We start from the raw sequence: 14,404 nt of genomic DNA, 5'->3' as shown, positions 1-14,404 counted from the left end.
GCGGGCTGTATGATGCGCACAATGACGCTTTCCGCCACGTGGCGGCCGTGCCTTTTTCGAGACCAACTCCATGACTAAAACCCTCATCATCGCCGAGAAGCCTTCTGTCGCGAATGACATCGCCAAGACGCTGGGCGGCTTCACCAAGCACGATGAGTATTTTGAATCCGACCAGTACGTGCTGTCCTCCGCAGTCGGACATTTGCTCGAAATCGCGGTGCCGGAAGAATTCGATATCAAGCGCGGCAAATGGAGCTTCGCGCATTTGCCGATGATCCCGCCGTACTTCGCGCTGAACCCGATTGCCAAGACCGAAGCACGTTTGAAAGTCCTGAACCGGTTGATCAAGCGCAAGGATGTGACGGCACTGATCAACGCCTGCGATGCCGGGCGCGAAGGCGAATTGATTTTTCGGTTGATCGCGCAAAACGCCAAGGCCAAGCAGCCGATCAAGCGGTTGTGGTTGCAGTCGATGACGCCGGGCGCGATCCGCGAAGCCTTCACCAATCTGCGTGACGATGCCGACATGCTGCCGCTGGCCGACGCCGCGCGCTGCCGCAGCGAAGCCGACTGGCTGATCGGCATCAATGGCACACGCGCCATGACCGCGTTCAATTCGAAAGAGGGCGGCTTCTATCTGACCACCGTTGGCCGGGTGCAAACCCCAACGCTGTCGATCGTGGTAGAGCGCGAAGAGAAGATCAAGAAATTCGTCGCCCGCGATTTCTGGGAAGTGCGCGCCGATTTCGTCTGCGCCGCCGGCATCTACGAGGGCCGCTGGCTGGACACCAAATTCAAGAAGGACGAAACCGATCCTGAAAAACGCGCCGAGCGGTTGTGGAGCAAGGCGGCGGCCGAATCCATCGTGGCCGCCTGCCGCACCAAACAGGGCACGGTCACCGAAGAGTCGAAACCGACCACCTCGATGGCACCGGGCCTGTTCGACTTGACCAGCCTGCAGCGCGAAGCCAATGCGCGTTTCGGCTTTTCGGCCAAGAACACCCTCGGCCTGGCGCAAGCGCTGTACGAGAAGCACAAGGTGCTGACTTATCCGCGAACCGACTCGCGTCATTTGCCCGAGGACTACATCAGCACCGTCAAGGAAACGCTGGAGACGGTCGCCGAAAACAATAACTATTACCAGTTCGCCGCGCAGATCCTCAACGGTAACTGGGTCAAGCCGAACAAGCGCATCTTCGACAACACCAAGATCAGCGATCACTTCGCCATCATTCCAACCACCCAGGCGCCGAAGAATCTGTCGGAGCCGGAGCAGAAGCTGTACGACCTGGTCACGCGCCGGTTTCTTGCAATCTTCTTTCCCGCTGCCGAATTCCAGGTCACCACCCGCTTCACGGAAGTCTCCGGTCATCAGTTCAAGACCGAGGGCAAGGTCATGACCAACCCGGGTTGGCTGGCCGTGTATGGCAAGGATGTGGTTGATCCGAAAGCCGCCGACGGCGACGGCACGCTGGTGCCGGTTGCCAAGGGCGAGAAGGTCCAGACCGACACCATCAGCGCCAACGGGCTGGTTACCAAGCCACCGGCGCGCTACACCGAGGCGACCTTGCTGTCGGCCATGGAGGGCGCCGGCAAGCTGATCGACGATGAAGACCTGCGCGACGCAATGGCCGGCAAGGGACTCGGCACGCCAGCCACCCGGGCCGCCACCATCGAGGGCCTGATCAACGAGAAATACCTGCTGCGCGAAGGCCGCGAAATGATCCCGACGGCCAAGGCGTTCCAGCTGATGACGCTGTTGCGTGGACTCGGTGTCAATGAACTGACTGCGCCGGAACTGACCGGCGAATGGGAATACAAGCTGTCGCAAATGGAACGCGGCAAGATCAGTCGCGAAGAATTCATGCGCGAGATCGCGCAGATGACGCAGATCATCGTCAAGCGCGCCAAGGAATACGACAATGTCACCATCCCCGGTGATTACGCGACGCTGAAAACGCCGTGCCCGAATTGCGGCGGCGTGGTCAAGGAAAACTACCGTCGCTTCGCCTGCACCAAATGCGAATTTTCGATGAGCAAGACGCCCGGCAGTCGCCAGTTTGAAATTCCCGAAGTCGAGGAATTGCTGACCAACCGGACCATCGGTCCGCTGCAGGGTTTCCGCTCGAAGATGGGCCGGCCGTTTGCCGCGATCCTGAAAATTTCGCGCGACGAAGAGATCAAGAACTTCAAGCTGGAGTTTGATTTCGGGCAGAACGACGAAGAAGGCGAGAACGGCGAAGGTGTCGATTTCACCGGCCAGACCGCGCTCGGTCCGTGCCCGAAGTGCGGCAATGGCGTATTCGAGATGGGCCTGGCCTATGTGTGCGAAAAGAGCGTCTCCAAGCCGAAGGAATGCGACTTCCGCAGTGGCCGCATCATTCTGCAGCAGGAAATCCTGCCCGAACAGATGGTGAAATTGCTCAACGAAGGAAGAACCGATTTGTTGCCTGGTTTCGTGTCGCAACGCACCCGCCGACCGTTCAAGGCGTTCCTCGCCAAGGGCAAGGACGGCAAGGTCAGCTTCGAGTTCGAGCCGCGCAAGGCCAAGGCACCGGCCAAGGGCAAAGCGGCTGCGGTCGAGGACGATGAGGTGGTCGACGGCGGCGAGAAAGTCGTCAAGCTGGCGACAGTGAAAAGCGCCGTGAAGAAGGTCGCCGCGAAACCGGCCGCCAAGCCGGCGGCGAAGAAAGCCGCGCCAAAGAAGGCGGCCGTGCGCAAGCCAGCGGTCAAGAAGGCCAGCGCGTAGTCCCGCTTTAAGCAGATTGCGTGGAGATGCCCGGTTTTGGCAGGCCGGCTTATGTTAGTGTTTCGCCACCTTCATTCAACGAAAGAGAACCGATGGACGACATCACGCAAACCGCGCCTTCCAAAGACGATTGCAATTTCGCGATGCTCGCGCACCTGCTGGGGATTTTCACCGGCTTCCTGGGTGCGCTGGTGATCTGGCTGATCAAGAAAGACAGTTCGGCGTACATCGCGAAGGAGTCTGCCGAGGCGTTGAATTTTCAACTCACGGTCATGATCGGGTACGTGCTGTGCTGGATTCTCGCGGTGATCCTGATCGGCTTTCTGGCGATCCCGATTTTGTATGTTGCCAACATCATCTTTTGCCTGCTTGCCGCAATCGCTGCTTCCAAAGGCACCGGCTATCGCTATCCGTTTACGCTGCGCCTGATCAGTTAAGGGCGTCCGGCCCGACGCCTTTGTCGGGCAGGTTCCGTTCTGTGTTTCGAATTCCCCTGCGGGCCGCCTGGCGGCCCGCTTCCACGTCAAGGCGCCGCGTCGCGCAGCACCGGCTTCTCGCGCTTGATCCGGCGTTTCAGATTCCCCAGCGCATGCTCCAGGTCATCGATGTACGTGAACACCGCTGGCACCACCAGCAGGCTCAGCAGCGTCGACGTGATCAATCCCCCAATGACGGCAATCGCCATCGGTGAGCGAAAGCTCGGATCGGCGCCCCATCCCAGCGCCAGCGGCATCATCCCGGCGCCCATGGCGATGGTGGTCATGATGATCGGCCGGCTGCGCTTGTGGCAGGCATCGACCAGCGCATCGAAACGATTCATGCCGGCCTCGCGCGCCAGAATGGCGTAGTCGACCAGCAAAATCGAATTCTTGGTGACGATTCCCATCAGCATGATCAGGCCGATCATCGACGGCATCGACAGCGCGCGACCGGTGATCAGCAGCGCCACGATGGCGCCACCGATCGACAGCGGCAGCGCCGCCAGAATCGTCACCGGCTGCATGAAGTCCTTGAACAGCAGCACCAGCACGCCATAAATGCACAGCACGCCGATCAGCATGGCCAGGCCGAAGCTGGCAAACAAGGACTGCATTTCCTGCGCATCGCCGAGTTCGGCAATCGTCACGGACGGCGGCAGCGTCATCATCGACGGCAGCGCGCGCGCTTCGGTGTTGAGCTCACCCAGCGCGCGGCTGCCAAGTTCAACATCCAGCGTGACATTGCGCTTGCGATTCAAGCGATCGATCTGCGCCGGACCGCTTTCCATGGTGATCGTGGCGACCGTGCCGAGCAGCACCGGACCATTCTTGCCGGGCACGGTGAGACGTTCTATGGCGGCCAGATCGGCACGCACCGCGTCAGGCAGCTTGACCCGGATCGGCACCTGGCGCTCCGACAGATTCAGTTTCGGCAGCGTCGTGTCGTAGTCGCCGGCGGTCGCCACGCGCACCGTTTCGCCGATGCTGGCGGCCGTCACGCCCTGATCGGCGGCGCGCGCCGAATCCGGTCGCACGATGATTTCCGGACGCACCAGCGAGGCGCTCGAATTGACGTTGCCGATGCCGCGCAGCGTGCGCAGTTCTCGCACCACGCGTTGCGCGGCGGCGGCCAGCGCGACCGGATCTTCGCTTTGCAGCACCAGTTGCATCTTGACGCCGCTGTCGGGCGGGCCGACCGTAAAGCGCGCGCCGGGAATATCGGCAATTTGATTGCGCAACGCCGTCTCGATCTGCGCCATCGATTCCTTGCGATCGTTGCGATGCACCGTGGTCAGGGTCAGCACGGCCTTGCGCGCCTCGGCCGCCGCGCCGGGAGCAAACGCATCGCCGCTGGAGCCGCCGCCAATCGAACTGAAGATGCCGGTAATGCCCTTGACCTGCATCGCCAATACGCGGGTGCGCTCGGCCACGGCGGCGGTTTCCGCCAGCGTGGTGCCGGGCGGCAGTTCGATATTGATCTGGGTCTGGGCCCGATCGGCGGCCGGCACGAAGCCGGTCGGCAGCAACGGCACCAGCGCGATCGAGGCAATGAAGAACACGCCGGCGGCAATGCCGGTGATGACACGATGGCGCAGGCACCACTGCATCGCCGTCATGTAATGGCGCATGATCCAGCCGTCCTTCTTTTCGGTCTCGGTGGTCGGCTTGAGCAGGTAGGCCGCCATCATCGGCGTGAGCAGACGCGCCACCAGCAGCGACGCAATGATCGCCAGCACCGCAGTCCAGCCGAACTGCTTGAAGAACAGGCCCGGCACGCCGGCCATGAAGGCGGTCGGCAGGAACACCGCGACCAGCGCGAAGGTGGTGGCGATGACCGCCATGCCGATTTCATCGGCGGCTTCCAGCGCGGCCTGCATCGGCGTCTTGCCCATGCGCAGATGGCGCGAAATGTTTTCGATTTCAACGATTGCATCGTCGACCAGCACGCCGACCACCAGCGCCAGCGACAGCAGCGTCACGGTGTTGAGCGTGTAGCCAAAATATTTCAGGCCGAGGAAGGTAGGAATCACCGACAGCGGCAGCGCCGCCGCCGCCACCAGCGTGGCGCGCCAGTCGCGCAGGAACCACCACACCACCAGCACCGCCAGCAGTGCGCCTTCGTACAGCAATTCCATCGAGCCATCGAAGTTTTCCTCGACCGGATGGGCATTGTCGATCACCTGCTTGAGCACGATGTTCGGATGGGCGGTGCGCAATTCGGCGACCGCCGCACGGGCGCCCCTGGCGACATCGAGTTCGCTGGCGCCCTTGGTGCGGAACACCTCGAAGCCGACCACGCTCTTGCCGTCCTGGGTCGCTTGTGCGCGCGGCTCGGAGACCGTATCGAGCACCTGCGCCACCTGGTCGAGGCGGATATGGCGGCCGTCTGCCAGCGGGAGATCCAGCGTGGCCAGCTCGGCAGCGGTCTTGACCGTGGCGATGGTGCGCACCGACTGCTCGGCGCCGCTGACATCACCGCGCCCGCCCGGCGCTTCCTGCTGCACCAGTCGCAGCCGGCGCGAGACATCGACGGCGGCGACATTCAGCGCCGCCATTTTTGCGGCATCCAGTTCAACCCGCACTTCGCGTGTGACACCGCCGACGCGCTTGATCGCGCCAACGCCGGGTACGCTGAGCAGGCGCTTCGAGACCGCGTCGTCAACAAACCAGCTCAGCTCCTGCTGGTCGACCTGCGCGTTGGACGCGCTGGCCGCAACGAAGGTCAGCACCACGCGGCCGGAGGTGGACGCCTTGGTGACGCTCGGATCGCGCAGCTCGCTGGGCAGGTCGGCGCGCACGCGCGCCACCGCATCGCGCACATCGTTGACTGCCTCGGCAATCGGCTTTTCGAGGATGAATTCGACCGTCACCGTCACGGCGCCATCGAGCACGCTGGTATAGATATTCTTGACGCCCTGCAGCGTGGCGACCGAATCCTCCAGTTTGCGTGCGACCTCGGTTTCGAGCTGGGCCGGGGCGGCGCCGTCGAGCGTCGCAGTGACGGTCACGATTGGCAGTTCAATGTCCGGGAAATCCTGCACTGCGCTGCCGCGGAACGACAGCAAGCCGGCCAGCGTCAGCAAGGCAAACAGCATGATCGCCGGGATCGGGTTCTTGATGGAGAGAGCGGAAAAGTTCACGCGGCTTCCTTATTGTGGGGTCGCGACGGCGGCGACGTTCTTGACCAGATCGCCGTCGTTGAGGAAGCCGGCGCCGTTGACCACGACCGGCGTGTCGACCGTCAGGCCCTGGAGGATTTCGACCCGGTCCGTCATGCGACGCCCCGGCTGCACCTTGACCTGGCTGACCCGGCTGTCGGCATTGAGCCGGAACACATAGCTGAAGCCGTCGCGCACCACCACCGCTTGCTGCGGGACCGTCAGTGCGCTGGATTTGCCCAGCTCGAATTCACCGCGGGCGAACATGCCGGCCTTGGCAGCGGCCTGTTTGCCGGGCGGTGCCAGCAGATCGACATACACCAGTGCAGTGCGCGTCTGCAGATCGACCGTGGGTGCAATCATGCGCACCCGCCCCTTGAGCGTGTTGCCGTTGGCGGCCACCACGCTGACCGGCATGCCGACCGCCAGGCGCGACAGCTCACCCGAGATCACTTCGGCACGCCATTCGAGCCGACCCTGGCGGATCATGCGGAACAACTCGGTGCCGGCCGGCACCACCGCGCCGACGGTCGCGCTGCGGGCGGAAATGATGCCGCTGTCCGGCGCCACCACCTGGGTGTGCTTCTGATGCAGCAGCTGCACGTCCAGCGCGGCCCTGGCAGAGGCCACCTTGGCCTTTGCGGTTTGTTCCGTGGTCAGGTACTGGTTGACCTGTTGGGCGCTGAGCGCGCCACTGTCCTGCACGGTGCGGGCGCGTACCGCATTGGCGCTGGCATCGGCCGCATTGGCTACCGCCTCGGCCAGGGCGGCGCGGGCCTGTGCCACATCGGCGGCAGTCGCCTCATCGGCGAACCTGGCCAGGATCTGGCCGGCGCTGACGCTGTCGCCGACATTGACCTTCACGTCGGACAGTCGCAGACCGTTCGACTCGCTGCCGATGATGGCTTCCTGCCAGGCGGTGATATTGCCGTTGGCGGCCAGTGCGATCGGCAGGCTGACCTGGCTGGGCCGCGTGGTGGTCACCGTCAGGGCCGGCTTTGGCGCGGTGGCCTTTTTGTCCTGGGCTGCCGTTGAGCGGCGCGACATCAGTGCCAAAGCCACGCCGCCGACGAGCAACAGCGTCAACAGGATCAGGGCGGCAGGTTTGCGTTTGAATTGCGTCATCGTGTCAGGTCTCTAAAGGTATCAGGGATGCCAGCCGCCACCGGCGGCGCGATACAGCGCCACCCAGGCAGTGCTGCGTTGTTGCTGCAGATTCACCAGCGCGATCTCGGCGGACAGGCGCAAACGGCGCGCTTCCTCCAGCTCGACCAGATTGGCCAATCCATTGCGGTAGCGGCTTTCGGTGCCGACGAACGAGGCGCGGTAGCCCTCGACTGCGGTGGCGGCGTCGTCTGTGCGCGAAGCGGTGCTGTCGAGGTTGACCAGCGCCTCCTCGACCTCACGCACCGCCTGCCGTACCTTGCCGCGATAGATGCTGACGGCCTCGTCATAACTGGCGCGTGCATTGTCGACATTGGCCGCACCGAGGCCGGCGTCATACAGCGGCACCGAGACCGCCAGCGGGCCGATCTGCCAGCTGCCGATGTTGGTGTATTTGCCGCCATGGCGGAACACGCCCGGGCCGACCGAGCCGCTCAGGGTCAGGCTCGGATAGCGCGCCGCCTGGGCGCTGCCGACCGCGGCGCTGGCAGTGGCCACGGCGCGCTCGGCGCTGAACACATCGGGGCGCTGGCGCAAGGTGTCGGCCGGCAGCAGGTCGATCGCGATCGGCGCCACTTGCGGCCAGACCTTGGTGGCGCCCGCCAGTTGCGTACGCAGGTCGGGCTCGGCAATGGCCGTCAAGGCAACCAGCGCCTTGATATTCAGATCGCAGGCGGCGCGCTGTTGCGTGACGCGACCGGCGGCTTCGGCGGCGCCCGCGCGCGCCAGTGCGGCGGTGGCCGGGGCGGTGAAGCCGGCGCTCGCGCTGATCTGATTGAGTCGGGCCGTCTCGGCGGTGGACAAGGCATCGGCAGCGCTGACTGTCTGCAACTGCTGGCAGGCGCGCAGGCTGTAATACTGGTTGGCGATTTCCGCCGCGACCGACACGCGGGCGTCGTGCCACAACGCCTGCGCACCTTCCAGTCCGGCCTGGGCGCCGTCGCGTGCCACGCGGTTGGCGCCGTACAGATCCAGTTCCCATGACGCCTGGAACAGACTCGTCAGGGTGGTACCGACCGGCACCCCCAGCGAGGCGCTGTCGCGACTGGCGCTGGCCGATCCTGTCACTTTGGGCACCAGTGCCGCACCGGTGCTGACACGCTCGAAGCGCGCCTGTTCGATGCGGGCGGCGGCGCTGGCGATGGTCGGACTGACGGTCTGGCCGGCCTCGATCCACTGCACCAGCAGCGGATCGCCCTGTTGCTGCCACCACAGCGACAGGTCGGTCAGGCGGCCGTTATGCGGCAGCGGCGCATACCACTGCGGCGCCGCCGGCGCCTCGACCTTGACCGGTGGTGGATTGATGGCGCAGCCGCCCAGCAGCAGCACGCCAAAGAGCTTCAACAAAGTCATGGTTTTTTCTTCTTCAAGGAGACGGTGGTGCGGCGGCGATCGGCTTCCCGGGCCACCATTGCGTCGGCAAAATCCACCATGGCTGCGGTCCATTGCTCGATCGCCGCAGGGGTCGCCAGCAGCTTGGGCCGGATTGCCTCGATCACGTCGCGCGCGACGAAAATGTGCAACGCAAGGCCGACCACGGAAAACGCCAACCTATGCAAATCGTCATCGGCGCGCGTGACGCCAAGGTGACGGCACAGTACCCGCACCAGCGCGCTGTGGGCAGGAACGATGCCATTGTCGATTTCTTCGGCCCAGATGCCGGTTGGCTCCACCATTTCGCGAAAGTGCAGGCGTACGCACTGCTGCATCAGATCGCCCTGCAGCAGCGGCGCCAGCATGCTGGAAAACAGGCCCTGCAGCGATTGCCGCAACGTGAAGTCGGGCTGGTCGTAGAGGGCAATGTCATCCTTCGGACTGCCCAGCGGTTCGGTAAACACCGCCCGATACAGCCCGGCCTTGTCGCCAAAGTAGTAGCTGATCGCGCCGATGTTGGCGCCGGCGACGCGGGCAATTTCACGCGTGGAGGTTTTTGTGTAGCCCTTCTCGGCGAACAGCCGCAATGCCGCAATCAACAGGTGGCCGCGCGTTTCGATGCCGTCGGGGCGGGCGCGGCGCGAGGTGGATACGGTGGTGGGCAAGGCTGTCATGGCGGCAATTAGAACACATAAGTCAAACGCTTGATTGAGTTAATTTTCGATCCGAATCGGCCGGTCCGCGCCGACTCGCTTACACTGGTATTTTTTCCAGGAGTGCCGCATGGCCGGTTCCAGCCTGTTTGCCCTGATTGACGATATCGCCTCGGTGCTGGATGACGTGGCCTTGATGGCCAAGGTCGCTGCCAAGAAAACCGCCGGCGTGCTGGGCGATGATCTGGCGCTCAACGCCGAACAGGTCGCCGGCGTGCAGGCGGCGCGCGAATTGCCGGTGGTGTGGGCGGTCGCCAAGGGATCGTTGCGCAACAAGGTCATTCTGGTGCCGACCGCACTCGGCATCAGTGCGGTCGCACCGTGGGCGGTGACGCCGCTGCTGATGGTCGGCGGCGCCTACCTGTGCTTCGAGGGCGTCGAAAAGCTGGCGCACAAATTCCTGCATGACGCCGCCGCTGAAGCGGCCGAGCACGCGCGGCTGATGGAAGCGCTGGCCGCGCCCGAGATCGATCTGGTGGCGCTCGAAAAGGACAAGATCGCCGGCGCGATTCGCACCGACTTCGTGCTGTCGGCAGAGATCATCGTGATCACGCTCGGGACCGTGGCCGAGGCGCCGTTCCTGTCGCAGGTGACGGTGCTGGCCGGGATTGCGGTGCTGATGACGATCGGCGTGTATGGCATCGTCGCCTGCATCGTCAAACTCGATGACCTCGGCTTGCTGCTGATGCGCCACGCCGGCGACAATCCGATGCGGCGCTTGCAGCACAGCGTCGGACGCGGCCTGTTGCTCGGTGCGCCCTATCTGATGAAATTGCTGGCGGTGGCCGGCACGGTGGCGATGTTTCTGGTCGGTGGCGGCATTCTCACGCATGGCGCACCAGGCGCGCATGCCGTCATCGAAGAATGGCTGGCGCAGAGCGCGACCGTGCCCGTAATCGGCGTCGTCAGCGACGCCATTGGCGCCATGCTGATCAATGCCCTGTGCGGCATCGTGGCCGGCGCCGTGGTGTTGCTGGTGGTCACATTGGGCAAGCGCGTGTTTCGCACGACGCGCGCTGCACATTGATCCGTGTCATTCCGATCGCCCTTTCGGGGCGAATCAAGTTGAACTTCAGTTAACACCCCCGGTCTACCAGCCTCGAAAACACACGCCGCCCAGGTTGGCGTCGTGCTGTTTTTTGTCGCGCGTGCTGCGCTTGCCGCAGCCACACCTCACCCAGACCGTTCTACATTCTGATCAGGAGTTCACATGACTAAATGGCTTATTTCCCTTACCTGCCTGGTAGCACTGACCGCCTGCGATTCGATGTCGCCCCGTTCATCGTCCGCACCTTCATCGACGTCCGGCAGCGCGACCAGCAGCCCGATGGCGCCGGATTCCCCAGGTGCTGCAAGCGCACCGGTGGCTCCGACTCAAGCGCCAAAATAGTCAGCGTCCGACTTCAAGCGCCAGCAAAAAGCGCTTGCGATCAAGTCCACCGGCATAGCCGTTCAGGCCGCCGTCTTTACCGACGACGCGGTGGCACGGAACGATGATCGAGACCGGATTGCGGCCGATCGCCGTTCCGACAGCGCGCACTGCCTGCGGTTTTCCAACCCGCGCGGCATGCGTGCCGTAACTTACCGTCTCCCCAAATTCAATCGCCATTAACTGCTGCCAGACGCTGCGCTGAAATGGCGTGCCGAGCAGATCGAGCGGCACGTCAAACCGTGTCAGCGTTCCGGCAAAGTACGCGTCCAGTTGCCGTGCCGCCGCCGTCAGGGTCGGGTGCGCCGGATTGTGCTGCCATGCGTTGTGGCCGCCGAAATATTTGTGCTGCTCGAAATAGATCCCGCACAGGCCGCGTGAAGTCGTGGCCAGCACCAGCGCGCCGAGCGCGCTCGGATGGATGATGTACTGAATGGCTGCATCAGAAGGTGTAGATTCGCGCATGATGGACTCGCAATCGGATTAGTGAACGACTGCCTCAGGCAGCCAGGGAATGCCACAGCAGCAGCGACGCATAGCCACGCCATGGCGACCAGTGTGCGCCGCGTGCGAGCAATTCCTTTTCGGTCAGGCGGGTTTGCCCGGCGCTGCCGTCGGCCGCGGCTTTCTGCAGGCCGAGATCGCCGGCCGGGAACGCATCCGGGTAGCGCAATGCGCGCAAGGCAATGTATTGCGCGGTCCACTCGCCGATCCCGCGCACGCTGCGCAATGCCGACACCGTATCGTCCAGCGATAACCCCGGCCGCATCTGCAAACCGCCCGCAGCGGCGAAGCGCGCGACCGCCTGGATTGTTTCGGCGCGGCTGCGTGGCACACCGATGGCGGCGATCGATTCGACCGTGGCGACAGCCAGCCGCTCGGCGCGCGGAAAATGGCAGGACACCGTGGCGAACGGCGTCTCGGCAGGTTCGCCGAACTGCGTCACCAGCCGCCCCGACAAGGTGGTCGCACCGGCGACGCTGACTTGCTGGCCCAGCACCGCGCGCAAGGCCAGTTCAAACGGGTCGAAGGCGCCGGGCACGCGCAGTCCGGGCAGGCGCGCGATCTGCGTCGCCAGCAGCGGATCGTGCTGCAGGTGGCCTTCGATCTGGGTCGGATTGGCATCGAGATCGAATTGCGTGCGCACCCGCGCCAGCAAGGGCATCAACACCCCGGCCAGCGACGGCGCGACTTCGAGCTGGATTTGATGTCGCAACGGCAGATGGGTCACGCGCAGCCAGCCACACACTTCGCCAAGGCGGACGCTGCGCAGATAGCCGGCGTCGTCAATCGCCTCCAGTCCCGGAATCGCCCGCCCCCGCAAATACGCAAGAACCGCCTGCCACGCATACGGCGGCCGATACGCCAGCCGCAGGGTCAAGGCATCGCCGCCGGTGCGATCGATGCGCGCCACGGCGCGTCGAATGGCGGTCGGCGCCATCGCATAGCGGCTGGCAAACAGGGCGTTGAAGCGGCGCACGCTGCCGAAGCCGGACGCATAGGCGACATCGGTCATCGGCAAGGTGGTTTCCTGCAGCAGCTTCTTGGCGAACAGCAGCCGCTGGGTTTGCGCCAGTTCGACTGGTGTGACGCCGAAGTGTTGCAGCAGCACGCGCCGCAATTGGCGCGACGACAAACCGACTGTTTCGGCGAGGCGTTCGATGCCGCTGTCGTCCTCCTGGTGGTTGAGTGCGCCGGCCGCGATCCGCTGCCATACCGCGTAGGCAAGATTCTGCTGCAACGCGTACGGCGCCAGTTCGGGGCGGCAACGCAGGCAGGGTCGAAATCCGGCCTGTTCGGCCGCGGCAGCGCTGCTGAAAAATGTGCACGAGGCGGCGTGCGGCGTGCGCGCCGGGCACACCGGCCGGCAATAGATCCCGGTGGTTTTGACGCCGGTAAAAAAGACGCCGTCAAAGCGGGTGTCGCGCGCGGCAAGCGCGCGATAGAAACTGTCGTGTGCGGAAGTGGCGCCGTGCGGCGCCGGAGTGAGGGTGTCCATGACGCCGTTATACGCGTCGCCGACAGTCTGCGTCTAGCCGTTTTCGGTCGTGGCAGTGCCGGGTGGATTGCGGCCGTGCATGCGCGTAACGCACCCGGCCGCGCCAGCGCTCAACTCATCGAATCCACAAGCGGATCGAATCCCACGCACGTCCGAAAATACCGGCCTGATTCACGCTTTCCAGTGCCACCACCGGAAATTCGGCAATCGCTTTTCCATCGACCATCATCTTGATGCTGCCGACCTTGCTGTTGGCGGCAATCGGTGCGACCAGCGGATCCTTGCGCTCCATCACTGGCTTCATTTTTGCCGTCAGGCCTTTGGCGACCGTGACGTAGACATCGCGGTTGAAGCCGATCTTGACGGTTTTTTCGGAACCCTTCCAGACCGGCGGCGTTTCGACCGGCACGTTTTTGGCGTACAGCTTGACGGTGTCGAAATTCTGGAAGCCCCAGTTCAGCAATTTCTGGCTTTCCTGGGTGCGGGTCTGGTCCGAAGTCGTGCCCAGCACGACCGACACCAACCGGCGTTCGCCGGTCCCATTCGGGCGCTTGGCGGAGGCGATGATGCAAAAACCGGCGCCCTCGGTGTGGCCGGTTTTCATGCCGTCGACGGTCGGGTCCAGCCACAGCAGGCGGTTGCGGTTCGGTTGGGTAATCTTGTTGTAGGTGAAGCTCTTGATCGAGTCGATCTTGTAGAACTCCGGATAGTCGGCAATGACATTGGCCGCCAGCGTTGCCAGATCCTGCGCCGAGGAATAATTCTCCTTGCTTGGCAGGCCGTGCGAGTTGCCGAACTGGGTGGCTTTCATGCCCATGCGTTGCGCTTCGCGATTCATCAGCACGACAAACGCATCTTCGGTGCCGGCGACGGCCTCGGCCAGTGCGACCGCGGCGTCATTGCCGGACTGGATCATCAGGCCATGCAGCAGATCGTCGACCGACACCGGCGTAGCCGGGTCAATGAACATCTTGGAACTGCTCGGATCGACCTTCCAGGCGCGCACCGACACGTTGACCATCTGTTTCAGATCCAGCCGCTTTTCCTTGATTGCCTGAAAGGTAACGTAGGCCGTCATGATCTTGGTCAGCGACGCCGGCTCGATGCGCATGTCCGGCTCCTGCGAGGCAAGCACCTGTCCGCTGGTGGCGTCGAGCAGCAGCCACGACTTGGCGGCGATGATCGGGGGCGGGAGGTTTTGGGCAAAAGCGGAGGACAACGAGAACACGGTTGCAGCGATGGCTGCGATAAACATTTTCATGGAATGGGTCTGTAGTGGAGCGCCGCGCCTGTCAGGCAGGCAACGGCAAAATGGAACGGATGACACGGATTATAGCCT

10 protein-coding genes are annotated in these 14,404 nt (G+C 63.7%); 3 read left to right on the top strand and 7 right to left on the bottom strand.

What is annotated here, in order from left to right:
• Nucleotides 1-70: 70 nt before the first annotated feature.
• Both RCH09_RS00600 and RCH09_RS00595 read left to right on the top strand, forming a co-directional pair.
• Nucleotides 71-2,749, top strand: coding sequence for a DNA topoisomerase III (locus tag RCH09_RS00600; protein ID WP_326939074.1), 2,679 nt, complete (start codon nt 71-73; stop codon nt 2,747-2,749).
• A gap of 92 nt (nt 2,750-2,841) precedes the next feature.
• On the top strand, nt 2,842-3,186 hold the full coding sequence (locus tag RCH09_RS00595) for a DUF4870 domain-containing protein (protein ID WP_326939073.1): 345 nt from the start codon (nt 2,842-2,844) through the stop codon (nt 3,184-3,186).
• Nucleotides 3,187-3,272: 86 nt separating this feature from the next.
• Here the strand turns inward: RCH09_RS00595 and RCH09_RS00590 are convergent, their stop codons facing one another.
• The 4 genes from RCH09_RS00590 to RCH09_RS00575 are packed head-to-tail and all read right to left on the bottom strand — an operon-like array spanning nt 3,273 to nt 9,598.
• Complete coding sequence (locus tag RCH09_RS00590) at nt 3,273-6,368, bottom strand: efflux RND transporter permease subunit (RefSeq protein ID WP_326939072.1); 3,096 nt, start codon at nt 6,366-6,368, stop codon at nt 3,273-3,275.
• A 9-nt stretch (nt 6,369-6,377) separates the two neighbouring features.
• A complete protein-coding gene (locus tag RCH09_RS00585; protein WP_326939071.1) occupies nt 6,378-7,511 on the bottom strand; it encodes an efflux RND transporter periplasmic adaptor subunit in 1,134 nt (377 codons plus the stop codon).
• A 21-nt stretch (nt 7,512-7,532) separates the two neighbouring features.
• The gene (locus RCH09_RS00580) at nt 7,533-8,903 is read right to left on the bottom strand and encodes an efflux transporter outer membrane subunit (RefSeq protein ID WP_326939070.1); all 1,371 of its coding nucleotides are present in this window, start codon (nt 8,901-8,903) and stop codon (nt 7,533-7,535) included.
• A complete protein-coding gene (locus RCH09_RS00575; RefSeq protein ID WP_326939069.1) occupies nt 8,900-9,598 on the bottom strand; it encodes a CerR family C-terminal domain-containing protein in 699 nt (232 codons plus the stop codon). The genes RCH09_RS00580 and RCH09_RS00575 overlap by 4 nt, the downstream gene beginning before the upstream one ends.
• Before the next feature lie 109 nt (nt 9,599-9,707).
• Here RCH09_RS00575 and RCH09_RS00570 point away from each other — a divergent pair, with 109 nt between their 5' ends.
• Entirely contained in the window at nt 9,708-10,664 is a 957-nt protein-coding gene (locus RCH09_RS00570; protein ID WP_326939068.1) for a DUF808 domain-containing protein, read from the top strand.
• 363 nt (nt 10,665-11,027) lie between these two features.
• Here RCH09_RS00570 and RCH09_RS00565 read toward each other — a convergent pair whose 3' ends face one another.
• The 3 genes from RCH09_RS00565 to RCH09_RS00555 all read right to left on the bottom strand — a co-directional run bounded on the left by RCH09_RS00565 (nt 11,028) and on the right by RCH09_RS00555 (nt 14,326).
• Nucleotides 11,028-11,531 (bottom strand): methylated-DNA--[protein]-cysteine S-methyltransferase, encoded by a 504-nt coding sequence (locus RCH09_RS00565; protein WP_326939067.1) that lies wholly within the window; start codon nt 11,529-11,531, stop codon nt 11,028-11,030.
• A 34-nt stretch (nt 11,532-11,565) separates the two neighbouring features.
• Nucleotides 11,566-13,065 carry an AlkA N-terminal domain-containing protein gene (locus RCH09_RS00560; RefSeq protein WP_326939066.1) on the bottom strand — a complete coding sequence of 500 codons (1,500 nt, stop codon included), beginning with the start codon at nt 13,063-13,065 and terminating at the stop codon, nt 11,566-11,568.
• Nucleotides 13,066-13,180: 115 nt separating this feature from the next.
• A complete protein-coding gene (locus RCH09_RS00555) occupies nt 13,181-14,326 on the bottom strand; it encodes a D-alanyl-D-alanine carboxypeptidase family protein (RefSeq protein ID WP_326939065.1) in 1,146 nt (381 codons plus the stop codon).
• Nucleotides 14,327-14,404: the final 78 nt, after the last annotated feature.

The organism is Actimicrobium sp. GrIS 1.19, from assembly GCF_035984655.1.
Classification (GTDB): Bacteria; Pseudomonadota; Gammaproteobacteria; order Burkholderiales; family Burkholderiaceae_D; genus Actimicrobium.
Note: the sequence above shows the minus strand (reverse complement) of the source record. Positions and strands in the feature narration are given on the sequence as shown.